Source organism: Peribacillus sp. NPDC058075, assembly GCF_042885195.1.
Classification (GTDB): Bacteria; Bacillota; Bacilli; order Bacillales; family DSM-1321; genus Peribacillus.
In genome coordinates, this window is record NZ_JBHVSL010000001.1 from 2,304,127 (window position 1) to 2,327,954 (window position 23,828).

General features: G+C 38.4%; 28 protein-coding genes. 10 read left to right on the forward strand and 18 right to left on the reverse strand.

Annotation, left to right across the window (positions count from 1 at the left end; genetic code table 11):
• Positions 1-20 precede the first annotated feature (20 nt).
• Positions 21-677, reverse strand: coding sequence for a YneB family resolvase-like protein (locus tag ACFVS1_RS11445; RefSeq protein WP_352920897.1), 657 nt, complete (start codon positions 675-677; stop codon positions 21-23).
• A 19-nt stretch (positions 678-696) separates the two neighbouring features.
• Entirely contained in the window at positions 697-1,008 is a 312-nt protein-coding gene (yneA, locus tag ACFVS1_RS11450; protein ID WP_101221644.1) for a cell division suppressor protein YneA, read from the reverse strand.
• A 155-nt stretch (positions 1,009-1,163) separates the two neighbouring features.
• Between yneA and lexA the strand changes: the two genes are divergently transcribed.
• Positions 1,164-1,787, forward strand: coding sequence for a transcriptional repressor LexA (lexA, locus tag ACFVS1_RS11455; RefSeq protein ID WP_101221643.1), 624 nt, complete (start codon positions 1,164-1,166; stop codon positions 1,785-1,787).
• Between the two features lie 225 nt (positions 1,788-2,012).
• Here the strand turns inward: lexA and ACFVS1_RS11460 are convergent, their stop codons facing one another.
• Positions 2,013-2,627, reverse strand: coding sequence for a glucosaminidase domain-containing protein (locus tag ACFVS1_RS11460; RefSeq protein WP_352920899.1), 615 nt, complete (start codon positions 2,625-2,627; stop codon positions 2,013-2,015).
• Between the two features lie 363 nt (positions 2,628-2,990).
• Between ACFVS1_RS11460 and ACFVS1_RS11465 the strand changes: the two genes are divergently transcribed.
• Positions 2,991-3,278: a hypothetical protein gene (locus ACFVS1_RS11465; RefSeq protein WP_387547400.1), complete on the forward strand. Its 288-nt coding sequence runs from the start codon at positions 2,991-2,993 to the stop codon at positions 3,276-3,278.
• 495 nt (positions 3,279-3,773) lie between these two features.
• On the opposite strand, the gene ACFVS1_RS11470 is transcribed toward ACFVS1_RS11465, so the two are convergent.
• On the reverse strand, positions 3,774-5,306 hold the full coding sequence (locus ACFVS1_RS11470; RefSeq protein ID WP_387549314.1) for an esterase/lipase family protein: 1,533 nt from the start codon (positions 5,304-5,306) through the stop codon (positions 3,774-3,776).
• Between the two features lie 757 nt (positions 5,307-6,063).
• Entirely contained in the window at positions 6,064-6,288 is a 225-nt protein-coding gene (locus ACFVS1_RS11475; RefSeq protein ID WP_101221641.1) for a helix-turn-helix transcriptional regulator, read from the reverse strand.
• A 134-nt stretch (positions 6,289-6,422) separates the two neighbouring features.
• On the opposite strand from ACFVS1_RS11475, the gene ACFVS1_RS11480 reads away from it, so the two are divergent.
• Entirely contained in the window at positions 6,423-7,061 is a 639-nt protein-coding gene (locus ACFVS1_RS11480) for a LexA family protein (protein WP_387547402.1), read from the forward strand.
• A 571-nt stretch (positions 7,062-7,632) separates the two neighbouring features.
• On the opposite strand, the gene ACFVS1_RS11485 is transcribed toward ACFVS1_RS11480, so the two are convergent.
• From ACFVS1_RS11485 to ACFVS1_RS11495, 3 genes are all read right to left on the reverse strand, one after another.
• Positions 7,633-8,322, reverse strand: coding sequence for an N-acetylmuramoyl-L-alanine amidase family protein (locus tag ACFVS1_RS11485; RefSeq protein WP_387547405.1), 690 nt, complete (start codon positions 8,320-8,322; stop codon positions 7,633-7,635).
• A gap of 313 nt (positions 8,323-8,635) precedes the next feature.
• The gene (locus tag ACFVS1_RS11490) at positions 8,636-9,043 is read right to left on the reverse strand and encodes a hypothetical protein (protein ID WP_387547408.1); all 408 of its coding nucleotides are present in this window, start codon (positions 9,041-9,043) and stop codon (positions 8,636-8,638) included.
• Entirely contained in the window at positions 9,043-9,279 is a 237-nt protein-coding gene (locus ACFVS1_RS11495; protein ID WP_387547410.1) for an alpha/beta fold hydrolase, read from the reverse strand. Before ACFVS1_RS11495 ends, ACFVS1_RS11490 begins: the two co-directional genes overlap by 1 nt.
• A gap of 251 nt (positions 9,280-9,530) precedes the next feature.
• On the opposite strand from ACFVS1_RS11495, the gene ACFVS1_RS11500 reads away from it, so the two are divergent.
• On the forward strand, positions 9,531-10,451 hold the full coding sequence (locus ACFVS1_RS11500; RefSeq protein WP_387547412.1) for an aminoglycoside phosphotransferase family protein: 921 nt from the start codon (positions 9,531-9,533) through the stop codon (positions 10,449-10,451).
• Between the two features lie 199 nt (positions 10,452-10,650).
• Positions 10,651-10,884, forward strand: a complete 234-nt coding sequence (locus ACFVS1_RS11505) for a spore coat protein (protein ID WP_260357963.1) — start codon at positions 10,651-10,653, stop codon at positions 10,882-10,884.
• 70 nt (positions 10,885-10,954) lie between these two features.
• Here ACFVS1_RS11505 and ACFVS1_RS11510 read toward each other — a convergent pair whose 3' ends face one another.
• The gene (locus tag ACFVS1_RS11510) at positions 10,955-11,416 is read right to left on the reverse strand and encodes a GNAT family N-acetyltransferase (protein ID WP_352920910.1); all 462 of its coding nucleotides are present in this window, start codon (positions 11,414-11,416) and stop codon (positions 10,955-10,957) included.
• Between the two features lie 251 nt (positions 11,417-11,667).
• Between ACFVS1_RS11510 and ACFVS1_RS11515 the strand changes: the two genes are divergently transcribed.
• On the forward strand, positions 11,668-12,159 hold the full coding sequence (locus ACFVS1_RS11515; protein WP_352920912.1) for a DEAD/DEAH box helicase family protein: 492 nt from the start codon (positions 11,668-11,670) through the stop codon (positions 12,157-12,159).
• Positions 12,160-12,481: 322 nt separating this feature from the next.
• On the opposite strand, the gene ACFVS1_RS11520 is transcribed toward ACFVS1_RS11515, so the two are convergent.
• A complete protein-coding gene (locus ACFVS1_RS11520; protein ID WP_387549317.1) occupies positions 12,482-12,661 on the reverse strand; it encodes a hypothetical protein in 180 nt (59 codons plus the stop codon).
• Positions 12,662-12,948: 287 nt separating this feature from the next.
• On the opposite strand from ACFVS1_RS11520, the gene ACFVS1_RS11525 reads away from it, so the two are divergent.
• Positions 12,949-13,275, forward strand: coding sequence for a DMT family transporter (locus ACFVS1_RS11525; protein ID WP_352920915.1), 327 nt, complete (start codon positions 12,949-12,951; stop codon positions 13,273-13,275).
• Between the two features lie 25 nt (positions 13,276-13,300).
• Positions 13,301-13,648: a DMT family transporter gene (locus ACFVS1_RS11530; RefSeq protein WP_352920916.1), complete on the forward strand. Its 348-nt coding sequence runs from the start codon at positions 13,301-13,303 to the stop codon at positions 13,646-13,648.
• 105 nt (positions 13,649-13,753) lie between these two features.
• On the opposite strand, the gene treR is transcribed toward ACFVS1_RS11530, so the two are convergent.
• The 3 genes from treR to treP form a co-directional block, all read right to left on the reverse strand.
• Entirely contained in the window at positions 13,754-14,467 is a 714-nt protein-coding gene (gene treR / locus ACFVS1_RS11535) for a trehalose operon repressor (protein WP_352920918.1), read from the reverse strand.
• Positions 14,468-14,498: 31 nt separating this feature from the next.
• On the reverse strand, positions 14,499-16,169 hold the full coding sequence (gene treC / locus ACFVS1_RS11540; protein ID WP_387547418.1) for an alpha,alpha-phosphotrehalase: 1,671 nt from the start codon (positions 16,167-16,169) through the stop codon (positions 14,499-14,501).
• An 80-nt stretch (positions 16,170-16,249) separates the two neighbouring features.
• A complete protein-coding gene (gene treP, locus ACFVS1_RS11545) occupies positions 16,250-17,701 on the reverse strand; it encodes a PTS system trehalose-specific EIIBC component (RefSeq protein ID WP_352920921.1) in 1,452 nt (483 codons plus the stop codon).
• Between the two features lie 302 nt (positions 17,702-18,003).
• Here treP and ACFVS1_RS11550 point away from each other — a divergent pair, with 302 nt between their 5' ends.
• Together ACFVS1_RS11550 and ACFVS1_RS11555 are read left to right on the forward strand one after the other, a co-directional pair.
• Positions 18,004-18,588 carry a CGNR zinc finger domain-containing protein gene (locus tag ACFVS1_RS11550; protein ID WP_387547421.1) on the forward strand — a complete coding sequence of 195 codons (585 nt, stop codon included), beginning with the start codon at positions 18,004-18,006 and terminating at the stop codon, positions 18,586-18,588.
• 117 nt (positions 18,589-18,705) lie between these two features.
• Positions 18,706-19,260, forward strand: coding sequence for an HPP family protein (locus ACFVS1_RS11555; protein WP_352920925.1), 555 nt, complete (start codon positions 18,706-18,708; stop codon positions 19,258-19,260).
• A gap of 131 nt (positions 19,261-19,391) precedes the next feature.
• On the opposite strand, the gene ACFVS1_RS11560 is transcribed toward ACFVS1_RS11555, so the two are convergent.
• The 5 genes from ACFVS1_RS11560 to ACFVS1_RS11580 form a co-directional block, all read right to left on the reverse strand.
• The gene (locus tag ACFVS1_RS11560; protein WP_387547424.1) at positions 19,392-20,516 is read right to left on the reverse strand and encodes a DNA alkylation repair protein; all 1,125 of its coding nucleotides are present in this window, start codon (positions 20,514-20,516) and stop codon (positions 19,392-19,394) included.
• An 83-nt stretch (positions 20,517-20,599) separates the two neighbouring features.
• Positions 20,600-21,313, reverse strand: a complete 714-nt coding sequence (locus tag ACFVS1_RS11565; protein WP_387547427.1) for a YjjG family noncanonical pyrimidine nucleotidase — start codon at positions 21,311-21,313, stop codon at positions 20,600-20,602.
• Positions 21,314-21,381: 68 nt separating this feature from the next.
• Positions 21,382-21,837 carry a DMT family transporter gene (locus ACFVS1_RS11570; RefSeq protein WP_387547429.1) on the reverse strand — a complete coding sequence of 152 codons (456 nt, stop codon included), beginning with the start codon at positions 21,835-21,837 and terminating at the stop codon, positions 21,382-21,384.
• A 31-nt stretch (positions 21,838-21,868) separates the two neighbouring features.
• Positions 21,869-22,567: a Crp/Fnr family transcriptional regulator gene (locus tag ACFVS1_RS11575; RefSeq protein WP_387549319.1), complete on the reverse strand. Its 699-nt coding sequence runs from the start codon at positions 22,565-22,567 to the stop codon at positions 21,869-21,871.
• A gap of 44 nt (positions 22,568-22,611) precedes the next feature.
• On the reverse strand, positions 22,612-23,037 hold the full coding sequence (locus ACFVS1_RS11580; RefSeq protein WP_387547432.1) for a DMT family transporter: 426 nt from the start codon (positions 23,035-23,037) through the stop codon (positions 22,612-22,614).
• Between the last annotated feature and the right edge of the window lie 791 nt (positions 23,038-23,828).

A 23,828-nucleotide genomic window follows, 5' to 3' on the forward strand; every position in this document is an offset into this window, starting at 1 on the left:
AAAAAGCGAAATTACAAGTTCTAAGATTGACTTTCCTTTTTATTCAGTTGATGTTCGAGAAAACGCCTGTTCACAGTAGCCTTGGAAACATTGTATCCAAAGCCCCTTAAAGTGGCTGCGATTTCTGCAAATGTCAATCCATTGGCCCGAAGTTTAATAATTTCTTCAATAGGAATTTCCATACGTTCCCTTCCAGTGGAATTCCTTTGATTCTGAAGGTTTTTTTGAGGACGGTACCCTTTTTCAACGGCTCTTATCATCCCGCGCTTTATTTTAAGATTATGTAGTTTCCTTTGGTATTCTTCTACAATACCGACTATCTGGATGACCATGGCATCCGAATCCGATAACTCAAGCTCCCCGTCATGTGAGAGCGTATAAATCTTCACATCTTCTTTAAGGATGACATGGAAAAGGGCTATTTTGGCATTCCCTCTTCCCAGCCTTGTTTCATCCTGGATGAATAGTACATCAGCTTCTTTAGTTTTAAATAGTTCGAGCATTTCAAAAATGCCATCCCGATTCAACTCATAACCGCTTGCCTGTTCTTTTATTATGGAAATGACTTCAATGTCCATCTTTTCTGCCAATTTGACTAACTCATCTTCCTGCCTTGCCAATGATGTTTCCTGTGACTCTTTTTCTGTGCTGACCCTACAATAGATTACCGCCTTCATAATACCCTACCTTCACTACTTACTGCTCACTGGCCAAATTCTGGACAAGCTCTTCCCCTTTAACCGGTATGACGATGACTTGACCAGGTTTAATTGTATCCGCCCTGACTCCATTATGCTCTTCTATCCAACCAATGAATTCTTTTTTTGTCAAATTTGCTTCTTCATATTCTTCGGCAATTCCCCATAGGGTATCACCTTCACTTACTTCTATAGAAAGGAAATCCTTTTTTGGATCATTGTTCAATGTACAAGAGAATAAAATTGAAAAGATGAATACTGATCCCGCTAATAGAATCGTATAAATATAATTTTTGTATAAATTTTTCATCAATATCCCTCCAAAGCGAATGTTCGTTCGTATGTTATGTCCAAATTATAATACGAACGTTTGTTTCAGTCAACAACAAAATTCGAACTTATGTTTGTATAGAGTTGGGGGCCATGCTATAATGTAGCAAAGAACATTGGGGAAGAGGTGCACAAATGACTAAACTATCAAAACGGCAGCAAGATATTCTTGATTTCATTAAAGAAGAGGTCCGCCAAAAAGGGTATCCACCTTCCGTACGGGAGATTGGCGAAGCAGTGGGACTTGCTTCAAGTTCAACAGTACACGGACATTTATCACGTCTGGAAAGCAAAGGCCTGATTAGACGTGACCCTACCAAGCCAAGGGCCATTGAAATAATGAATTTGGAGGAAGCGAACAATATTCCCAAAGTCAATGTCGTGAACGTGCCGTTACTTGGAAAAGTAACAGCGGGTATGCCGATAACGGCCATTGAGAACATAGAAGAATACTTTCCGCTTCCCGAAAGCATGGTTCCACATGATGACCATGTATTCATGCTGGAAATCATGGGTGAAAGTATGATCGAAGCAGGAATTCATGATGGGGATTATGTCATCGTGAAACAACAAAGCAATGCCAATAATGGAGATATCGTCGTGGCCATGACGGAAGATGATGAAGCCACTGTAAAACGATTCTTTAAGGAACCGGATTACATAAGGCTTCAGCCTGAGAACTCAAATATGGAACCAATTATTTTACGAGATGTTTCGATCCTTGGAAAAGTAATAGGCTTATATAGACAAATACACTAAAAGCGCTAACGGCGCTTTTTTTGTTTGTTTAATCTATGTCCTGAATTCTCTCAATATGCATATGGAAGAGTGGATATTGATATATTTATTAATAGAATCAGATTTTCTTGGGAATTTAAACATCCTTTTTTACGGATGGAAGTTATACGATGGCCTAATATTTACTTTGGAAACAATCTGATTACAATAAAAAAGAGAGCTTCAATTACCGCTCCCAGTTAAAATTCACTTCACTCTTAATCTTTGGTTCACCTTTATGAGGTTAAGGTCGACCAAGCCATTCCACTGTTGAATCTGCACTTGTGTAGAACCGTATGCTTTTGCAAGCGCAGAGACGGTATCCCCTTTTTGGACAATATGATAAACCTCTTCAATGCTTGCATCATATTTTGTTAAATTGCTTGTTTCGATAAGGTTCACCAGTTTTTCAATATATTGGGGATCCGATGCGTACCCCGCATCGAATATTGCTTTAAGTGCTTTTCTGTAATCTTTTTCTCCAATGACAGCTGTATAAAGACTTCTATTCCACGAAGTCCCCTTTACATATAAAGTGGCAAGATCTCGAAGACTTTCTTCCCAAGATGGATATTTTCTGAATTTGTTCCATACTTGAACAGGCACACCATTGACATATTCCATTGTCTGAATAATGACAGACTCACCCTTGAAGTCACCTTTTGTACCGAATATATTTTTACCTTTGCTTGCTAATAAACTTGTCCCATATCCACTCTCCAAACAAGCTTGTGCTATGACAACCGAAGGTAATATTTTAAATTCCTGTTGAATTTTCTGGGCATAGGGAGCAATTTCCTTAATAAATGTTTCTTTGCTCATTAGAACCTCCCACTAATAGGCATTACTTCATTTTTCACTGTTTATCTTCATTCTTATCGTATTCTCATCTATGAAAAAGGTTACAGCTTGTCCTGTACAAAAGGTTCCGATGATCTGGCTAATTTTTAGATTACTTACCTCGAATAGTTCGCTCCGCGTACTATTTATCCATTTCCCCACCAACAAGGAAAAGCCGCCAATCCATATATTCAAACGGATTGACGGCTTTTTAAATTGAACACTGGAAATCTTCAAAACTTGTCTAAAACTTTTAATAATTCATTTTAAATTTTAATCAGTGTATAAAAAATTGATGAAAAACAAAAAATAATTTTGAAAACTTCAATTTAAGGTGGTGAAATCATGGACTTCCCGACCATCCATACAAACTTTTGGGATGCAGTGATAGCCATTCCTACCATCATGATTCTTACTCAACTTATTAAGGTCATGTTTCATATTCATCCAAAATTCATCCCTGCCATCGCTTTGGCCCTTGGCTTGTTCATTTCCATTTTCATCAGTCATCGTCATCACTTCGTTTCAGGAATTTTCATGGGCTGGTTTTATGGCTATGCAAGCATAGGCAATTATGCTGCACTCAAAACTGGTATTTTGTCTTATAGAGAATCCTATAAAAAGACGGATTAAACCTATACAGGTTGTCTCTCGCTGCCACTAACACCCATGTTACATCCCATTACACACATCCAAAAAACCCCTCCTTAATTAAGAGAGGGGATCAATTTGTCGGGAAAAGTAAGTTATCCTTTTAGCCGAGCATGCTTGGCAGACCATCGGCGAAAAGAAAGCGGATTTTCTGCAATCGACTGAATCTTTTTTTAAAATAAAAGAAACTTAGAATATGTCTATAGTCTGATACCCTTTTTAAGAAAGGCTCTTTTCGTAAAGATTGTTGTTTTTAAAACAAAACGATTTAAGGTTGATTGGAGCGGAAGTGCGAGACTCCTGCGGGAGCAGCGGGACAGGTGAGACCCCACAGGCGTTTACGCCGAGGAGGCTCACCGCCCGCCCCGCGGAAAACGAGCATCTGGAGGGGAAATCAACCACCCCGCACTACTTGGTAAATCGCAGTAAATAGCAACAAAGTATGCGAAAACAGCCTTAAGAAAAGAAAGGATTTCACTATTTCTCAATATAGACCGAACGAATCAGCGTCCGGGTTCTTTCAGTGCCATACACATTTTTTTCCTTGACATCTATTGTTACGTTATAAACCCCTGACTTAGGTACTTCTGGAAGGGTGCCGGTAAAATTTTCAGTATCCATTGCCTTAATTGAGCTTTTTTCACGAATTTCATTACCGGTTTCATCTATTAGATGAACCGAAAATGTTGTGCTGATTGGCCTTTTTTTATCAATCATTGGGTTCTTTATTAAAAATTTTGCATCTTTTTGCTTAACTTTACCTGCCATACTTAATGTAATGGGATTCTTTTCGTTAAATTGTGCCGTGAGCAGGTAGGCGTCTTTTGACGATTTAGTCTTCATTCGCACTTTCCAATCACCCATTTCAAGGTTGTTTCTATTGAACGAGTGGATCGTTGCACCATTAAAAAAGGAAGTTTCATTTTTGGCTGAATGCGCCTTTAAGGAAGGTGAATACTTTTTATTGGATGGAGAAATCAATTCAACCTCGACATCATTTGAGGCTGTATATATGTTTATATTGCCTGGGGCTGCTTCATTTACATGGAAGCTTCGTTCGATCCAGACATTTTGTTTCAGGACATCACCCAAAACGGTTTGAGCGAGTGCGGTTGTAATGACATCATCTTCAACCCGTTCTTTATAATTGACATTATATTCAGGGATTCCAGCGGCGGAAGTGCTTCTTAAATATGGTTCAATTCTTGAAAATACGGCTGAGCCAACTCGTATATTGTCGTGATCAAAGTTGGGATCTGAAAATAAATGTGTTGCATAGGGTATTTTTGTACTCCATACATTCACTAGACCATCATTTTCCCCATATGAAGATAAATATTGTCCACCCATAGATAAGGCTGATAGAACCGGGCCTCTGTTCATGCCTGCCACAGTGAAATACATGTTTTTACGAGAATTAACATGGTTATCCGTGACAGAACGAAATTCCGCCATTTTACCAACTTGTAAAGAATAAGTTCCCTCATCTTTTTGACCTAATAGGGAACCAAGCCAGCCCGCATACCAGCTATAAGCCAAATCGGCTAGGTGAGAACCATGATGAGGGGAAGCTAAAGTGATCACCCTTCCAACATATTGGTGTGCTCCATAGTGCACTAGAGCCGCTTGGGTATCTGGGCCCCCTTTGCTGTGAGCTATAATATTTACTTTTTCGCCCCCGAAATGGTTACTGATTTCTGCAAGCATTTGAGCTAAAAGCCTTCCATTAGCATATTGGCTCACTGATCCATTTCCAGCTGAATCATGAAGCTGAACAAAAACAGTTTGGTAGCCTGCTTCATACGCTTTGGTATACATATCATTGACACCATGATAATCCGTTTCACCGTACCAGCTGGTTGAACTGCCGTTTTTCCCTTGAACAAACACGATCGGTGGTTTCTTTGTATCAAGATTGGGAGGAATACTTCCAAGAAACCAATCTCCTGGACTGAACGTTTCGGAAGGAGGCTTTAATTTTCCTGCTGAGGAAATGTCTGGCTTAACCATAATTAATATGGTTAGAATGAGGACAAGAAAAACGACATAATTGATTACATTCCTTTTCAATGGTTATCTCCTCCAATATCAAGTGGAATTTCTTCGAACTCATCCTGTTATCAACGCCCTCCTTCCAGGCCTTTCATAGCCTTCATTAGTATATATTTGTACTTTTGCATACCATTACCTGCTATTTTCATAAAGATGGGAGAAAAAAACTAGAAGAATTCATAATAGATGGAGATATAGTATGATGGTTTGATTCGTTTATGTATACAGTCATTTTCCATTTATGAAATGATCCTTATAAAGTACATCCATATATCGACTGCCGTAAGTTCACAAAAAAGAGAATAAGCCCTTCTCCTGTAAAGGATATAGGGCTTGACTTTTTTATGATCACCCATATATTATTCTTCGAATTTGCCAAGTTCCAATTACTCCTATTCATGGTGTTTTGAAGTCCATCCTAGACATTAAGTAAATTGTTGAAAAAAATTCTTTCACAGCAATTGCCTGTCATTCATAGGGATCTCAGTATCAATCGTCTATTTGGACTTTTAACTCCTTAAAGCCTTCCCTCAACCCCACATACGCCTATTTCACAAATGAGAACTGGATGAATAATTTCAGGGCCATGCTGTTCTTCCGATTGTACAATATGTTTATCTGATTTCCCTTTCCTCTTTTTTTCTTTCGATCATTTCTTAAATCTTGCTCCAGGAATGGTTACTTTGGTGAAGAAATGGTTGATGGTCTTGATCCTTTAACTACATTTGAAGTGTAGGTGGGGATCAAAAAAAATGATGTCGTCGATCGAGAACCCTACACATTCAGCAAACAAATAAGCCTTATCGATTCGCAAAGGAATCTTATATTGCTCATAGTCAATGTAAGTCCTTTTGGCCATTTTCAGCACTTTAGCCATTTCTTCTTGTGTCAAACCTTTATACTTCCTCGCTTGTTTAAGTGTGAACTTAACGTTTGTCATATCTTGTCACCACCTATCTAAAAAAATGATATCACACTTGAAGTATAGTTACCAACAATTTTTCGCAAAATTCACGCACTTTAAGTTTACTCACTTTCACTCATGGTGTATATTCTAGTAAGAGGTGAAGAAATATGCACATTGGTGAACGGATTAAAATGTTAAGAAAAGAAAGAAAAATGACACAAGAAGATTTGGCAAATATATTAAAAGTGGCGCCAACTGCAGTATCAGCATGGGAATCCGGACGGAATAAACCTTTAATGGATAAATTGAGCATGATGTCCGCATGCTTTGAAATACCGCTATCCCACCTCATTGAAGGAGCACCCATCTTCAGAAATGCTCCTGGAATGGAATTTCTTAATGAAAAGAATGTAAGATTAATTGGAGTCTATGGCAATATTCCTGCTGGAGATCCCAATTTTACCAATGAATATATAGAAGCCTATATGCCGACATTAAATTCGATGTTAAAAACGAATAAAGAATATTTTTTCCTGAGAGTGAGTGGCAATAGCATGAACAAAGAATTCAGTGACGGTTCATTGATTCTCGTTGAAAAAACAACCTACGTCGATAAAGGAAAAATTGGAGTTGTCTTGGTAAATGGTCACGATGCTACGGTCAAAAAAGTGAATATCGATGAAGAAAACATCACACTCTCTCCCTGCAGCACAGATCCTTTTTATGAAGAAAAAACCTATAACATCAAAAATGATAGAGTTCGAATTTTAGGAAAAGTGGTTCAAGCCATTAAATTATACGATTAATATCCATTTAGAGTTTCTTTACGGAAAATTACTTCTCTTTATTGACTGATACATATTAGGTATAAGCCATCATGGTTTGTGCTTTTTAGTATTGTTCTGAAATGTCTTTGCAAAATATAAATTTGTGTCAGCCTATAAAAAAATCATATCCGTTTTCCCTGGATTACTTATTTCATCGAGTGGATTTTTTTGGAACGATTTGCTTCATAGGACTCTTATTTCAGTAAAATTCCCTTTCATGCAGAATGAATATAATTGTCTGTATTAGGCAATCAAATTATCATATTTTTATTATTCGGATAAGAATCTTATAATGGGGTGATAAGCATTTGCCTCTGCAGCTAGAAGCCGTCAGAGGCATGTTTCCTGGAAAATGCGAGTATATATCAGATTCCTCTTTTGCCTCCTGAGCCAAATTATTTATTTTTCCCTTTCACTTCTTCCGCTAATTTCCAAGCATTCATTTAGGACAAAGTATGTACACGATTATTTTATTCCTGAACGAGGAAAAGCCCCTCTCTTTTTAAGAAGGGCTTCCTGTGTGGTGTGCTGCCAGGCAACTATTAATGATTCATTTAACCCGCAATTTCTGGTTTACTGTAATGGTGTACTGACTGTCAAGATCGTTCCAATCTTTAATTTGCTGAACCGTACTGCCATAAGCAATGCTTAAAGAGTATACGGTGTCACCACTAACGGCTGTGTGGTATACAGCTGTATTTTTCTTTTTAAGATTGAAGCATTTAACTAAACCGTTTACATGTCCGCGAGCCAGTGATTCGATAAAGGATGCCGTTTTCAATTTGTCTGCGTCATTGACATTATCGATAAATCCATTTTCAGTCAGGAGTGCAGGCATGTCCGTTTCACGGAGCACATGTAAATCTCCTGTTTTTTGTCCTCTGTCTTGGATATTGATAAGCTTCATGACCTCTGAATGAATATGATCTTGATACGTTTTCGTAATCTGATTCGTAGACGTATAAACGTAATCCTCATACCCAGTGCCGCCGCCAGCATTTATGTGAATGGAGAGATAAAAGTCGGCTCCCCACGCATTCGCTGCATTCGTCCTATCGTTTAAAGAGGGGTACGTATCTTGGTACCTGCTCATTTTTACAGAAACGTTATTATATTCGATTAATAAGATGTCTTTGATTCGAGTTGCAATGGATAAAGTTAAATCCTTTTCTCTCAATCCATTCCCCACCGAGCCTGGATCCGTACCGCCGTGGCCGGGATCAATAAATACTTTTACCATTTCTATCACCTCTATTAATCTTATGTTACGCATCAATAAATGCTTGTACACATAACTATCTGATTAAAGAAATTTCAAACTAAGAATTCATCTTCTCGGCTACAGGTCCAAAAAAAATACACCCTAAAGGTGTCATGGCATTATATGATGACATTCGCAAAATGGTAGGAAAATTTTTCATAAAGCCTTCCTCCATTTGTATACTATTCTATCAGGAATTATTGGGCATCTATAAAATAAAGTGATAGAAGGAGACAGAGAGATTATTAAAGTCAACATTAACAAAAATACTCTAAAAAATGTTTGCATTTATTTAGTTATGGTTTGTTTTATTTAATTGTTCTGCACAATCTTTGATTGAGTCAATCACTCTAATTGGTTCTGACAATTGCGGGAAATGCCCACTTTTTTTTGCGACAATTTGTTTGCTATTTCTTGACAATGAAAGCAATTCCAATTGGTTCTCAAGTCGTTTTTTTCGAATTTCCTCTGGCATCATTCGATTTTCTTGTCCACCAGTAATGATAAATACAGGTATTTCGGGAAATGTAGCAGTTTGCTGGATTTGATCCACAATTTTTTTCACAAAATTAATTTCATTGAATTGTTTATGCGATGATAAGGAATCAAACACCTTGAACAACCTATTAATGGTTTTTACAGCCTTGCCTTGATATTCATTAAGGCTAATATCTTTCGTTGTACTGGATTCTAAAAACATTATTCCCCCACTTCATTTGGGTAAAGTCGGGCATATAAATTAGCATATAGGCCGCCTAGCGAATGTCCGACCAATAAGTATGGAGGTTCAAACCCCACTGTTGTTAATGCCTCACGTAAAGGATTAACCATACTTTTCCCGTCTTGGCTTTCCTTCGGTTTATCGCTGCCAACAACACCAAAGCGATTATAGGAAAATACAGATGCTGTTTCCGAAATTGCCGGCAGTATTTTCATCCAACCTTCTATCGGTCCAGAAGCACCGTTAATCAAAACTATATTTGGTTTGCCTTTTCCACTAATATGTATTGTAATGTCCCTTTTGATTTTTCCACTTTATATTTTTCTATTTTCAATGTCAGCGCATCTCACTTTGTTTAGATTACTCTACGTGTGTATCAAGCTATTGGTTTCATTTATTGAAGGTCTAACATAATGCTTTAATTCGAAAACTTATCCTATAGCTTAAATTTTAAAAGGAGAGTTGTATGATGAATGAATTTGGTAAGTTTGAACGATTGGTTCAAAAGTTTGATCAAGGAAGCAAGCTGATTCGCGCATGGGAATTAAAAGGCGGTATTTCTGCACAGATTACAGGCCTTGAAGTATTATATCCTTCAGGGCGGATTATGAAAATGATCGTTCGTCAGCATGGTGAAGATGACCTAAAACGGAATCCAAATGTTGCAGCAGATGAACACAAGCTATTAGGGATATTGAAAGCTGCTGGTTTGCCTGTACCGATGTCATATCATCTTGAGCAATCGTGCGAGATTTTTTCCAAGCCATCCATACTTATCGAGTTTATTGAGGGCAAGACAGAATTCACTCCCTCAAATCTCAAAGATCATATCTTACAATCAGCAATCAATCTAGCAAAAATCCATCGTGTTGATTGTGCAAATCTATCTTTATCCTTCCTGCCTAAATTAGAAAATACATATACCGAGATGTTAAATAATAACGATAGGGTAATCCTGGACGAAACATTAAATCTGAGCTTGATTAGGGATTTATTAAAATATTTCACGCCTTTACCATCCATGAATAAGGAAGTGATCCTTCATGGTGATTATTGGCCAGGAAATCTATTATGGAAAGAGGATAAACTCGTTTCCATAATTGATTGGGAAGATTCAGGCATAGGGGACCCTTTGGCGGACCTTTCCAATAGTCAACTTGAAATCTTATATCATTTTGGAATGCAGGCGATGAATGACTTCACCAATCAATATAAATCCATGATGCCTGAGGTGAATTTTACAAGCTTACCCTACTGGCAATTATTTGCCGCATTAAGGTTATCTTCATTTCCTGAGTGGGGCTTCGAAAAAAGCAAGGAAAATAACTGGCGAAAAAGACACAAGTCATTTGTTCGTCAAGCGATTAACCGAATTCGTTTAAATTAATGTTTTTTAAGATGAGTGAAAAATCTGATATGCCCAGGATATTTTTGATAAAGGCATTTATACTAGTCCCTTTATCATTTATTTTCATAAACTAATAATGACTTTCAAAAAAGAACCAGGAGGTGTTTACATGTATAATAAGCCCTGGGGGCATCCGAAAGGCGGTCAATGTCCACGACAATATTGCCCACCTCACAGAATGCCTACCCAGTATAATCCACCACAAATCTCCCCCGCAAAGCAATATGTAAAAACTAATGTCATTAACACGGTGATTCCGGTTTTTCACCCGACACATACAACTACCGTGAATAAACACTTCAACACATATATACCGCATACCCGAAGTATCGTGAAAGAGTGCTATTCCCAAAGCTTTATTTGTGGAGTTCCTCAACCCCCCAGTTTTTCAAGGAGAATGGTAAGATACTAATTAAAAAAACCCCAATTCGGGGTTTTTTTAATTCCTTCCTTCAACCTTTGAATATTGACAGTCAATGGATTTACAACTGTCTAAATGCAAATTCCCTATACTTTTTAAAGTTCTGTTTCTCGTAAAACTCTTTTGCAGCTTTGTTTTCAAACCAATAATCCAGTTCAATTAAATCTATATCATTCTTTTTGGCAATTTCATAGACCTCATTCATTAGTATTTTACCGTAACCTTTTTTGGTTTGATTTCCAACTATACTAAGCTGATGCACATATACTGATTTATACGCATTTTTAAAAGCACTTTCTGGATAGTTTTTAATTTCAATCCATACGTAACCGACCGGTTCTTCATGTTCTTTTACAACGAGAAAAACAAAACTGTTATTCTCCACCAAACTTTTGAAAGATTCTTTCATTGCACTATAATTATATTCCTTAAAATGCTTAGGATAGAGTTTTGCATGCAGATCGTGAACATTTCGATTTAATTTTGCAATTACTTCATGATTCCTGGTTTGACTAACATACATAATTATCCCCCTTTCTAAATCCTGTGATTTCCTTATACCAGTAATGTCCACATTCAAAGTACGATTATTTATATAGGCCAGTCAATAGCCGTAAAGAAGAATCGCGTTCCTAAAGAGGCAGGCAAAGTTCTTTTTTCATTCTGGGTAATAAAAAGACGCAAATTAACAGTTTGAACATACTAATAAATAAGTGGAATATACCATTAGGATATTAGTAATCTATTTCCTTAACATACTGGAAGGTGATGATCATGACTTACCCTCTTTTTATTGTGACTGGCATTAGTGGCTCAGGTAAATCAGCAACTTCACTGGAATTGCAGAAAATCATGGTGGATTTCAATGTATTTGATATGGATCTTATCGTTAACAATGACGACTATCAAACAGCATGTGATAATTGGTTGAAAGTTGCCTATTATAGTGCTTATTCCGGACGTAATTCCGTATTATTCGGCAATGTACCCGATCCGTATAATGTTGAAATTTGCGACCATTTCCCTTTATTTAATCCAGTTCATTACCTACATCTTTATTGTAACGGTGAAGCACGTACACAACGATTATCGGCTCGTGGCAAATGGACGACTGACAGCATCAATTATATGAATGTACTATCTGAGAAGTTAGTTCAAGAAGCCAAAACATCTGTTCCACCAATACCCACTTTAGACACTTCTACCACTTCGCCGCCCCAAGTCGCAAAGTTAATTAAACAATGGATAATGGAGAAGCTTGCCTAAATAAAGGAACATTATTTTTATAAATGCAGATATGGGGAATTTCTGATGAAATACGTACGTTTATTCCAAAATCCACTATTGTCTGCTGCTGGCTTTCTTAGCCAAATAAACTTACTGGTATAACCAAGGCCTTTTTGTTTTGCTTTTGATTTAAGGGTCGTTAGTTGAAGAAGTAGTAAAAAGGGATTCTCCTTTAGAAAATCCCTTTTTACATCCCGAAAACATCTGAATATATTAACTAGTTTTGAATTGATGGACGGACACATTTTTTTATCAGTTATTGCCGTTCACCCTGTTGTTCGTTTTTTATAGCCTTTGTTCTTTAATATGTTCTCACTGGTGATATAAGATGACGATAAGAAGAATTATCGCTTGGCTCGATTAAGACAGGCCTCATTGGACCGCCAAAACTTAGCTTTACCTCTTTTTCCTTTATCGCTTTTAAGGCATCCAATAAAAAACTTCCATCCAGTGATATTCTTAACCCCGCATCACCTCTGATTCTTTATTTATTATAAATTCCATGAAATAAGTTCACCCCAATATAATCATTAAAGGAATAATTCGACAAAATCCCTAAAAACCCCTGTTCACCCTTCTTATATGTTCCTATCAGGTTCGAAAAAGCAGCTTTTTGTATCACTTTCAGCCTAATACTGAGCGTGAAATGCAGTGACAAAAAATTTGAAATTCACTATAGGTGGTATTAGTTTTATATGAGTTCTTTAGATGATAAGATTCTTGGGGGAAGTGATTGAAAAATAGATCAATATTTAGGAGGAGTTCTTCTTGAATCCATATGCATTTTTGGCAATAGCCATCCTAAGTGAAGTGTTTGGCAGTTCGATGTTAAAAGTCTCAAACGGGTTTAAAAGGTTACTCCCTTCCATTGGAGTGGTAATTGGAATGGGTTTGGCTTTTTATTGCCTATCGTTATCATTAATAACCATACCGCTTGGAACGGCTTATGCCATTTGGTCGGGAATAGGCACAGCTTTAACGGCTTTAGTCGGAGTTATCGTTTACAAAGAGAGCTTTAACATGAAAAAATTTTTAGGTTTGGTCCTGATCATTGGAGGAGTAGTGGTTTTGAAGCTCTCGAGTGGGGGCAATTAACAAGTTAGTAATTGGAGGTAATAGTATGAAAGGATACATAGCACTAGGAATATCCATCATAAGCGAAGTATTTGGTACGACCATGCTTAAGTTGTCTGAAGGATTCACGCATTTATTCGCTTCATTTGGGGTTATAATAGGATTTGGAATTGCATTTTATAGCTTATCTATATGTCTTAAAACGATTCCGTTAAGCTTAGCTTATGCCATTTGGTCAGGAATAGGCACAGCTTTAACGGCTTTAATTGGCGTACTATTATGGAGTGAACCATTTAGTATCACTACATTAGGCGGCTTAGTATTAATCATTGGCGGAGTGGTTTTACTTAATGCTACCCATACGACTAAACAAGCGGGAGGAGAGTCAAACTAAGTTTGTCTCTCCTCCTCTCCCCGCTCGTTCAAAAATAAAAATGTCTTCAACGCCTGCCACGTCGGCGTTCACATTTTAAATGGAGCTGAACTTTCAAGAGTTTTCTCACCAAGTCCTTCTTGCAAAGTCCGTGAACTTGAATTTATCGGGTCTATGCCTGGATTCGCTATATTGAAACAAGCTTCCATCGATTAAATGGACCGTACTTTTTACAACTGCCACCATATCGAAGTCTTCAATGTCCAATAATTGTTTATCTTCCTCACTGCATGGCTCCACGGTAATTTCCTTGTTGGAAAAACCAATCTGGAGCCCGAGTTCCTTTTCGATATATCCATAAATAGAATCCTCACAAATTTCCTTGGTCAGGTTAGTTACGAATTCGCTCTTGAAATAGTCTTTGTCCAGTATGATTTTCTTCCCATTGATTTGTCGTACCCGGAAAACTTTCCACATTTTTCCACCATCATTCAAATCTAAAAGCTTGGCCATTTTTGAATCGGGAGTCTCAAGCTCCAACTTGTGGATGATCGTTTTGGAATGCAAATTCAACTTTTCCACCATTTCTTTATAGGAAATCAACCCTGCTACAGGAAAATTAAATTTGCTGAAATCCAAGACAAAGGAACCCTTGCCTTTGATTTTATGGATATATCCATTTTGTTCTAGCAATTGTAAGGACTTTCTCACAGTATCCCTGGATATATCATACTCATCCATAAAGCTGCTTTCAGATGGTAGCTTTGAATTTGTCGGAAAGATTCCTTCTTCAATTTTTGAAACGATATCGCCATATAGCGATAGATATTTGCTGTTCATTTCATCACCACAATATATTTTTCTTAGTCTGCTACTCGTCCTTTTTCAACAAATAGACAACCGATTCATAGGGACGAAGGATAACATCACCTGCAAGTTTTTTCGAATTGATATAGTTTGAGAGCAGGAGCTCTGAGTTGTATCCGGATAGGTCTATATCTTTTGGCATTTCGAAGGACGCTTCTTTTGCATAAAAGTTATTGATGACCAAAAGTTTCTCGTCTTCATAACTGCGTACATAGGCGAACATTTGGTCATGGTCGCCAAGAATTTGCTGATAGTCCCCATACGCAATGATATCATGTTTCTTGCGTAAGGATATAAGTTTTTGGTAATGATGAAAAATGGAATCCTGATCCATCAGTGCGTGTTCAGCATTGATGATCTTGGCATTATCAGGCACTGTAATCCATGGATTCCCTTTTGTAAAGCCTGCATGCTCCGCATTTTCCCACTGCATGGGAGTTCTCGAGTTATCACGGGATTTAGCTTGAAGGATTTCGATTATTTCCTTTTCATCCTTGCCCGCCTCTTTTAATATATTGTAATAATTAATCGATTCCACGTCCCGATATTGTTCAATATCATTGAATTTCGGGTTGGTCATCCCTATTTCCTCCCCTTGATAAATATAAGGGGTTCCCCTAAGCATATGAATGGCTGTTGCCAGCATCTTGGCCGATTCCTTATGATACTCTTGATCATTCCCGAACCTTGATACGATCCTCGGCTGGTCATGGTTGCACCAGAACAGCGCATTCCACCCATTTCCTTCTTGCATCCCATATTGCCAGCTGCTCAGGATTTCCTTTAACTGCCTGAAGTCAAAATCTGCTAGTGACCACTTTTCCCCATCCTTATAATCCACCTTTAGATGATGGAAATTGAACACCATGGACAGCTCCTTTTCAACTGGAGATGAATATTTGATGCAATGGTCAATGGTCGTCGATGACATTTCCCCTACAGTCATCACCTCTTCATCCTTCCCGAAAGTTTCTTCATTCATCTCTTTAAGGAATTGATGAATTTTGGGACCGTCTGTATAAAAGCAACGTCCATCTCCATCTTGGTCATTTTCAAAAATGTCAGGTTTCGAAATAAGATTGATGACATCCAAACGGAATCCTTTGACACCTTTATCCATCCAGAAGTTTACTACATTGAAGATTTCCTGCCTCACTCTGGGATTTTCCCAGTTAAGGTCAGCTTGTGTCCGATCAAACAAATGGAGGTAGTATTCATCATGTTCCGCTACATATTCCCATGCAGGGCCTCCGAATTTTGAAATCCAATTCGTAGGGGGCTCTCCATTTTGCGATTTCTTGAAAATATAATAGTCCTTATATTCTTTCTCTCCAGTCAATGCTTTTTGGAACCATTCATGCTCTGTTGATGTATGGTTGAATACCATATCCAGCATGATTTGAATATCCCGAGAATTAGCTTCCTTCACCAATCTCTCAAAATCATCCATCGTCCCAAAAACAGGATCAATGGATGTATAATCCGCAACATCATAGCCATTATCATTTTGCGGTGAACGATAAAAAGGGGTCAGCCAAATATAATCCACTCCCAGTTTATTCAGATAATCAAGTTTTTCAATAACACCATTAATGTCCCCGATGCCATCACCGTTCGAGTCCTTAAATGACTTCGGATAAATTTGATAGATGGTACTTTTTTTAAAATCCTTCATTGTAATTCCTCCCCTGCTATCCCTGCTGTATCTTTTGCCAGTATGGTAAAAAAGAGGGAGAATGCTCTCCCTCCGCGTTATTAAGCATTTAATTTCGTTGTTTTCGTTCTTGTTTTCAAGTTCATATTAGGACGCTTGGAGAATGCGATAGTCAAAATGAATGGCACAACGAATGCAACCATCATCGCGAGTGCAAACATTCCCATATGCTGCGGCTGGATGGATAGGATACCTGGAATCCCTCCAACACCGATGGAATTTGCCATTACTCCAGATCCGACTGAAACGATTCCTGCGAAAAGTGAACCGATCATACCGGCTAAGAACGGAAAGCCGTATTTCAGGTTAATCCCGAACATGGCTGGCTCGGTTACACCGAGATAACATGAAATCGTAGCAGGTATGGAAACCTGTCTTTCCTCCTGGTCTTTTCTGTTGATATAAATCATTGCTAGCACTGCCGTACCTTGTGCAATATTGGATAATGCGATCATCGGCCATAGGTTCGTACCGCCAAGTTCACTCATTAGCTGAAGATCGATTGCGTTTGTCATGTGATGCAGGCCTGTGATGACAAGCGGTGCATAGGCAAAGCCGAAAACGGCAGCAAATAGCCAGCCAACTGAAGAAGTCAATCCGGAATAAACAACCGTAGAAATGACAGAACCGATTTTCCAGCCTATAGGCCCCAGAATGGTATGGGCAATGATTACTGTTGGAAGTAAAGCGAAAAATGGAACGACGATCATGGAAACGGAATTGTGCACTTTATCTCTCAAGAACCGTTCTAAATACGCCAAGACGAACCCTGCCAGTATCGCTGGGATGACTTGGGCCTGGTAGCCGATCATATCGACCTGGGCAAAACCAAAATCCCAAAAAGGTATGTCACTTGCCTTTGTGTTTGCCACTGCATATGCATTAAGAAGCTGTGGGGAAACCAGGGTCAAACCAAGGACGATGCCGAGAATTTGTGTCGTGCCCATTTTCTTCGAGATCGACCATGTAATCCCAACAGGAAGAAAATGAAAAATAGCTTCACCTATCAACCATAAGAAGGCGTGGACCCCTCCCCAAAATTGTGAAATATCCACAAGGGTCTTTGTGCTATCATCGAACATTTTTATATCCCCAATAATATTGCGGAATCCAAGAATGAGTCCGCCAACGACTATGGCAGGAATCAGCGGGGTGAAAATGTCCGCAAGATGGGCAATCATACGCTGCAGCCAGCTCATATTCTGTTTTGCTGCATTTTTCACATCTTCTTTTGATGCTTCCTGAAGTCCAGCTATGGAAACGAATTCATTATAAAACGAAGATACTTCATTCCCGATTATGACCTGAAACTGGCCAGCTTGTGTAAACGTTCCTTTCACAAGCTTAATCGATTCAATATTCGTTACGTCCGCCTTAGCGGGATCTTTCAACGCAAAACGCATTCTTGTTGCACAATGCGTAACCGTCGCAATATTTTCTTTCCCTCCGACATGTTGGAGCAAATCCGTTGCTGGTTCTGTGTATTTACCCATTTCACTACTTCCTTTCCCTAGAAAGCAAAATATAGTTGTTTTTATAACCTGTACGTATAGGTTCTGTATACGCTTTCATATTATCCTGTACGTACAGGTTTTGTCAATAACTTTTTTCCTCACTTTATAAGTGATTGAGTATCATGTACTTTCATTTATTATTCTATAACAATCATGTTAACCCGTAATCTCTCAAGACAGACGAGTAGCTGAGAAATTCCGAAATAGAGTATAATGATAAAATAACCTCTCAATCAACACTTTAATGGTTAGAATTTATCAGGGAAATGGGAGATGAATTCATGTCTAAAAACAATAAATTTCCACTTATATCAGGTCATCCATCTCTGGATTTAGTGAATACGGAACTAGTCAGTCGTGGTCAGCGCCAAGACTTATTTCTTTCAGAACGGGATGTGCTGGACTGGATTTCTGTAATAAGAAGGGAAAACCCATATTGGGATAGTCAGCCATCCTTAAAAATGAAAGAAAGAATTCAACAGGTATTTGTAGGCGTTCTAGAAATGCGTACTATTTTAAGAAAACAATTTGAATCAATAGCAGCTGGGAATCCGATTCCTGCTGAGTTTATCGCTTTTTTAGAAAATAAAATTGAAACATCACCTTTCACTTATAAATTAAGTGATCAAAAACTGGTTCCCATACCTGTTGGAGAAGCTGAAGATATCCTGCAATCTTATATTGCTTTTGACACATTAACATTAATCGAAGAAAATAAGCTATCATCACTAAAGCGATGCTCGAATGATGATTGCGTACTGTTATTTATCGATGAAAGCGGAAGACGCAAGTGGTGTTCAATGAAAATATGCGGGAATAGAAAAAAGGTCGCCCGATTTCAACACCGGAAATCTGATGATGAATGAAGATCCCTTATTAAAAGAGTTGGTTTTTTTACGACTTTTTTAACTAACCATTAAAATGATTTTGACAGGTTATTTCGTTTCGTGTAAAGTCTAATTATATAAAAAAGGAGGGGGATAATGGACCGCATAACAGTAGCTAGACAACAAGAAACACGCTCATTTCATATACGGTTTTTAGCTAAAATGAAGGGACAAGGAAGAAGTCCTTTACAGATAAATGTAAAAGACGCACTAACCGGGCTAATCGGTGGATTTTTAACTATTTTCGCTTTAATTCTTTTAACAAAAATGACATCGGCTTTGTGGTTAATGGCTCCATTTGGTGCCAGTTGTGTACTGGCGTTCGGTCTATGGAACGCGCCGTTATCACAGCCACGGAATATTATTGGGGGCCATTTTGTTTCAACATTCGTAGGTTTAGCTTCTTATCATTTTTTGGGTGATGAGCCTTGGGCAATCGGCTTAGCAGTCGGATTAGCAATTGCCGTCATGATGATGACAAAAACGACACACCCACCAGCAGGGGCAGATCCACTTGTAATTATGCTTGGTCATTATAGCTGGAGCTATTTATTTACGCCTGTGTTAATTGGTTCCGTGATAATCGTTTTCCTGGCATTGTTAATTAATAATTTGCGCAGCAATCGGAGCTATCCAACTTTTTGGATTTGATTGCTTTTTTATGAGTTAATTGCAAGGTTTCACTATCATGAAATAATTAAAAACGAGGAACGCTCAGGCTCTCCTCGTTTGTCAGCTATAAGTGCTGCTCATCTTGTAATTAATCAAGATCTCCCAAACTTTTAAAAAAATCCATTACATTCATTGTTTAGTTTGACATGCGTTTCTGCAACTTCCACTCCATTTACGAGAAGGGAGATTCGATGGATTCCCGTGTAATGACGACGTGTCGTCAGGTCTTTCCAATTGTGGAATCTCACTCTCTCAACTTGTTCTCCATCCGTGAAATTCCTATCTGCCAGCAAGAATATTTTGCGAGACGTTTTCTGATTGGCTTTTACAAAATCGATGGCGTACTCAATACGAAGCTTCGCTATATTCTTCACATGCACTTGAAACCCGAAATGAAGTTCACTGGTTTCCCCAATAAAAATCGAGTCTGGTTCATTTCTAATAAATGCTTTTGTAATGATACTCGGATTATTCAATACATCCATGTATCCAAATAAGGAAAGGACCTCAGGATCTGCTTGACGAACTAAGGTCCTGCATCCCCGTCGGACAATCCAAATCGTGTTGGGTTCTCCGCTTTCATGCCAACGCTTGGCAGTTTCTATGACGACATTTGGATTATCTCTTGCAATATCATTCAAGTTATTGGCCACACTTTTGCGAACATATAGGGACGGGTCGTTTTTCAGGTTCTCAAGTAATTCCAATACTGGTGCCGGATCTGATTTGAACATCGGTAAAGCTTGCCCCCAAGGTAACCTGGGCCTGCATCCCTCACTAGCCAGCCTCCGGACATGCTCATCTTCATGCTTGGTCCATTCCTTCATCTTCTCGATCATTACAACGGGATCAAGCAAGATAAATGCACGGATGGCAAATTCGGAAGACGATCTTGCAGTAAAACGCTCCAACGCATCTATCGATAACGCCCAGTCCCCCTTATTCAATCCATGTACCTCTACAAAATCCGGAAAAAATAGATATCTAAATCCTTCACAATCCTTATCAATTCGATATAAAATATTCAAAGCTTCTTGGTAATCACTTGGAAGATGCTTTCCAAGGGTAATCGAAATATGTCTAATTCGTTCTTTTAATTTCCTCTCGTCCCAATGCTCATCAATCACTTCTTCTACAAATAAATCAGTAGAGAAGGACGGATGGACACTGCTTACTTTTTCACCGAATTCACGAATGAATGTTTCATTATATAAATCCTTTAAGGGCTCAGCCATTTAATTCACTTCTTTTCATCAGGTTATACTTGATTATATAGCATTTCCTTTATTATATAGTATTGAACGGAATGAAAAAGCAACTAACTTTTGTAACTCAAGTCACATGCTTTGTTTATTATGGAATATAAATCACTAAGCTGCTGGATTTCATAGGTTGGCTCAATTCCCGTTTCATTCTGCTTCCATTCAGGATTAAACCAGCAGGTATCCATGCCGGCAAGTTGGCCGCCTCTTATGTCTGCACTTAATGAGTCCCCAATTATCAATCCTTGTTCCGGTTTAAAATAAGGAATACTGGCAAATACGTAATCGAAGAACTCTTTCATAGGCTTTTGATATCCAGTATCCTCTGAAATGAAAATTTGTTTAAAATAAGCATGCAAACCTGAATCTCTCAAGCGTTTATCCTGGGTTCTGGAAACCCCATTTGACACAATATATAAATCATAGTGCAGCTCTAAAATCGCAACCAATTCATGTGCCCCATTAACCTCATGGTGCCCTTGTTCCAAGTAACGACGATAGGTTTTCTCCAGTACAACCCCGTCTACCGCCCGGCCATATTCTTTAAAAAAAGTTAAAAATCGCGTATTGATTACCTCATCCCGTGATATTTCCCCCTTTTCAAATGACTTCCACAGGTTTTGGTTGATTGTTTTATAATGCGCCTCCGCTTGCGGTGTATACAACATTTGTTGCTCCTTGAAAAGTAAGCGCAGTGCATCACTTTCTGCCTTCTGAAAATCTAAAAGTGTATCATCCATATCAAAAAATAAAGCTTTGTACCTGTTCATGTGTATCGCTCCATTCAATGTTTCCATCCAACTTTGAATACCCGTGACCAAACCATGTTCTTTCTAGTTCATATCAAAAGCATTTTCCTTTTCCCACCTATTTTGAATACTATCATCCCGGCAATGATAATCAGGATACCCCCCAACTGCTTCAATGTAAAGGGAACCTTCTCCAGCCCCAACAAACCTGTAGAATCCCAAGCCAGAGCAAATACAAGCTGTGCCGCCATCACGATTGAAATGGCGAAGGTAGATCCCAGCAACTTAACTCCCTGTGTCACACAAATGACCACACCTATGCCAACCAACCCGCTGAACCAATACCAGGGCTTCATATTATGCAGTTGAAAAAGCTCTATTCCCTCAAATGCGAACCCGCTGAAAAACGAAGCAAGAAAGCCCAACCCTAATACTAGTGTCGTCGTTGACCAAGGATTGACATGTTCATTTACTTTACTATTGAAAACGTTTTGTAAACTGACCATTGAACCCGCGAGGATTGCCCAACTTAATCCAATCAACATTGTAACGCCTCCTTCAAATCATATAAACCTTCTACTCATAGATATTATGGCTGGACAGTGCCTTTAACCCTTCCCAGTCCTTAACTTGGATGAACCCATCGGACCGATCAATCAAACCATTCTTACAAAGATTCAGGATGACTCGATTCAGGTGCCTATAACTTGTCCCAATAAAGTTTGCAATATCCTTTAAGCTCTCTGTATTCAGCATTCCAGTGATATGGGCACTTGTTTCATCGAACGAAACGGATAGGAGGTAACTTGCAAGCCTTACTTCGACTGGATGCATTAAATTGAAACTAAGTGACTTGGATTTAATATAAAACTTCTGGGTGATGACCCTTAGTAAAAATTGCAGGAAGGCCGGTTGACCTTCGGCATACTTTTTTAACCATTGATGCTGTATGCCGATTACATAGACATCCGATACCGCTTCAACAGTATTGATGATTTCAATTCCCTGTATGTATTCAATATCTCCAATTACTTCAAGTGGGGTCTTGAATGACAAAATCAGATTCTTGCCTTCAACTGATGTCGTATACACTTTAACTTTCCCCTTAACCAGGACGTACAAATAATTCACTCGATCGCCTTGGGAGCAAATGCATTCACCAGGCTTAACCCGGTATAGAGATAAATAGGGCATCAAGGCTCCTTTAAAAATGTTTTCCAACTGATGGGCCTTCAAATAGTGATTGAGTTTTTCCGAATTCATTATTTCTTTCATCTGATTAAGATTCACTCACTTCCTGCCTATTATTATCCATACAATTATACCGCTAATAAAAGGATTCCTGCCATCATCAAGCCAAGCCCAATGAACTGAGGTAATTGCATCTTCTGTTTTGTTACCCCAAACCATCCATTGCTATCTATGACAAAGCTTAGACTTAGCTGCGCCAGCAATAGAGCTGACACCGAAAAAGTCACTCCGATTTGTTTATAAGCCGAAATATTACTGAAAATAATCACCGCTGCAAAGGTTCCACCCGACAAAAACAACGGTTTAACTTTTTTAAATTCAAGAGAATCCCCTTTACGCATCATAAATAAAATCAACCCAGCAATGATGAAACCAGTGAACTGTGTAATTGTTGCGACTTGCCACGTGCTAAGGTCCCGGCTGATTTGGGAATTGGCTACACCTTGCAACGTTAGAAAAGCTCCGCCTAAAAATGATAAGAAAACCCCTTTCACTTTTTCTCCACCCTTCTTTCTTTCCATTATTAAATACTAGATAAAAGATTCCTGAAAGGACATATGTCCCGCTGTTCGACTCCAGACTTCCTAATTGGAATCCGGTGTAGGTCGAATAATGTGCGGTGTAGATCGAATAAGGTACGGTGTGGGTCGAATAAAGTATGGTCTAGGTCGAATAAAGTGGTGTAGGTCGAATGAAGTGCGGAAAGGAGTTTTGGAATGTTCTCACCCCAACCACGATTTGTTATATGTTTTTTACTTTTTGGGAAATAACAAAATATTCTCTGCCAAGATCAATCAATATTTAGCAATGTCACTAATTAATTAGTGGCCTCGCTTGTTTACCATTAACTTGAATAATCGCAATTATTTTTTAACACAAAAAAGAATGGAACCCCTATTGGAAGTTCCATTCTTTGTGTTCAAAGGTAAGGAGCATTACGGGATCTCATGTCCCATCGAGCTTGTTGAAATGTTACGCATATTGGTTAATATTCTTTTTTGAGGTACATTCGGAAAAGAATGAGGTTTTTCAGTGGAATTAGTCGGATTGTCATTCGATAACCACAACTTGCTTCTTCAAGGGACATTTAATAATATCTAACTAATTTGCCCCTTATAGTTATGAGGTCGTGGGTTTTACTTAATGAAAAAAACCTCTTTGAAAAAAAGATAGCTTAGAGCACCAGAAAAAACGATTTTCCATTAACGTGGGCAAAATCGTCTTTTCTGGTGCTTAATTTGAATAAGGTAAATGTAGCTCTCAAGACAGGGGTGTTCACTTTTCT

What these genes read in the sequence shown, in the direction of transcription:
- ACFVS1_RS11460 (WP_352920899.1), bottom strand. Translation starts at nt 2,627, where the DNA reads ATGAGCAAAGAAACATTTATTAAGGAAATTGCTCCCTATGCCCAGAAA.
- ACFVS1_RS11465 (WP_387547400.1), top strand. Translation starts at nt 2,991, where the DNA reads ATGGACTTCCCGACCATCCATACAAACTTTTGGGATGCAGTGATAGCC.
- ACFVS1_RS11475 (WP_101221641.1), bottom strand. Translation starts at nt 6,288, where the DNA reads ATGACAAACGTTAAGTTCACACTTAAACAAGCGAGGAAGTATAAAGGT.
- ACFVS1_RS11500 (WP_387547412.1), top strand. Translation starts at nt 9,531, where the DNA reads ATGATGAATGAATTTGGTAAGTTTGAACGATTGGTTCAAAAGTTTGAT.
- ACFVS1_RS11575 (WP_387549319.1), bottom strand. Translation starts at nt 22,567, where the DNA reads ATGAAAGAAATAATGAATTCGGAAAAACTCAATCACTATTTGAAGGCC.
- ACFVS1_RS11480 (WP_387547402.1), top strand. Translation starts at nt 6,423, where the DNA reads ATGCACATTGGTGAACGGATTAAAATGTTAAGAAAAGAAAGAAAAATG.
- ACFVS1_RS11485 (WP_387547405.1), bottom strand. Translation starts at nt 8,322, where the DNA reads ATGGTAAAAGTATTTATTGATCCCGGCCACGGCGGTACGGATCCAGGC.
- lexA (WP_101221643.1), top strand. Translation starts at nt 1,164, where the DNA reads ATGACTAAACTATCAAAACGGCAGCAAGATATTCTTGATTTCATTAAA.
- ACFVS1_RS11510 (WP_352920910.1), bottom strand. Translation starts at nt 11,416, where the DNA reads ATGTATGTTAGTCAAACCAGGAATCATGAAGTAATTGCAAAATTAAAT.
- treC (WP_387547418.1), bottom strand. Translation starts at nt 16,169, where the DNA reads ATGAAGGATTTTAAAAAAAGTACCATCTATCAAATTTATCCGAAGTCA.
- ACFVS1_RS11560 (WP_387547424.1), bottom strand. Translation starts at nt 20,516, where the DNA reads ATGGCTGAGCCCTTAAAGGATTTATATAATGAAACATTCATTCGTGAA.
- treP (WP_352920921.1), bottom strand. Translation starts at nt 17,701, where the DNA reads ATGGGTAAATACACAGAACCAGCAACGGATTTGCTCCAACATGTCGGA.
- ACFVS1_RS11470 (WP_387549314.1), bottom strand. Translation starts at nt 5,306, where the DNA reads ATGGTTAAGCCAGACATTTCCTCAGCAGGAAAATTAAAGCCTCCTTCC.
- ACFVS1_RS11570 (WP_387547429.1), bottom strand. Translation starts at nt 21,837, where the DNA reads ATGTTGATTGGATTAAGTTGGGCAATCCTCGCGGGTTCAATGGTCAGT.
- ACFVS1_RS11565 (WP_387547427.1), bottom strand. Translation starts at nt 21,313, where the DNA reads ATGAACAGGTACAAAGCTTTATTTTTTGATATGGATGATACACTTTTA.
- ACFVS1_RS11445 (WP_352920897.1), bottom strand. Translation starts at nt 677, where the DNA reads ATGAAGGCGGTAATCTATTGTAGGGTCAGCACAGAAAAAGAGTCACAG.
- treR (WP_352920918.1), bottom strand. Translation starts at nt 14,467, where the DNA reads ATGAACAGCAAATATCTATCGCTATATGGCGATATCGTTTCAAAAATT.
- ACFVS1_RS11555 (WP_352920925.1), top strand. Translation starts at nt 18,706, where the DNA reads ATGGACCGCATAACAGTAGCTAGACAACAAGAAACACGCTCATTTCAT.
- yneA (WP_101221644.1), bottom strand. Translation starts at nt 1,008, where the DNA reads ATGAAAAATTTATACAAAAATTATATTTATACGATTCTATTAGCGGGA.
- ACFVS1_RS11495 (WP_387547410.1), bottom strand. Translation starts at nt 9,279, where the DNA reads ATGAAAATACTGCCGGCAATTTCGGAAACAGCATCTGTATTTTCCTAT.
- ACFVS1_RS11515 (WP_352920912.1), top strand. Translation starts at nt 11,668, where the DNA reads ATGACTTACCCTCTTTTTATTGTGACTGGCATTAGTGGCTCAGGTAAA.
- ACFVS1_RS11530 (WP_352920916.1), top strand. Translation starts at nt 13,301, where the DNA reads ATGAAAGGATACATAGCACTAGGAATATCCATCATAAGCGAAGTATTT.
- ACFVS1_RS11505 (WP_260357963.1), top strand. Translation starts at nt 10,651, where the DNA reads ATGCCTACCCAGTATAATCCACCACAAATCTCCCCCGCAAAGCAATAT.
- ACFVS1_RS11490 (WP_387547408.1), bottom strand. Translation starts at nt 9,043, where the DNA reads ATGTTTTTAGAATCCAGTACAACGAAAGATATTAGCCTTAATGAATAT.
- ACFVS1_RS11550 (WP_387547421.1), top strand. Translation starts at nt 18,004, where the DNA reads ATGTCTAAAAACAATAAATTTCCACTTATATCAGGTCATCCATCTCTG.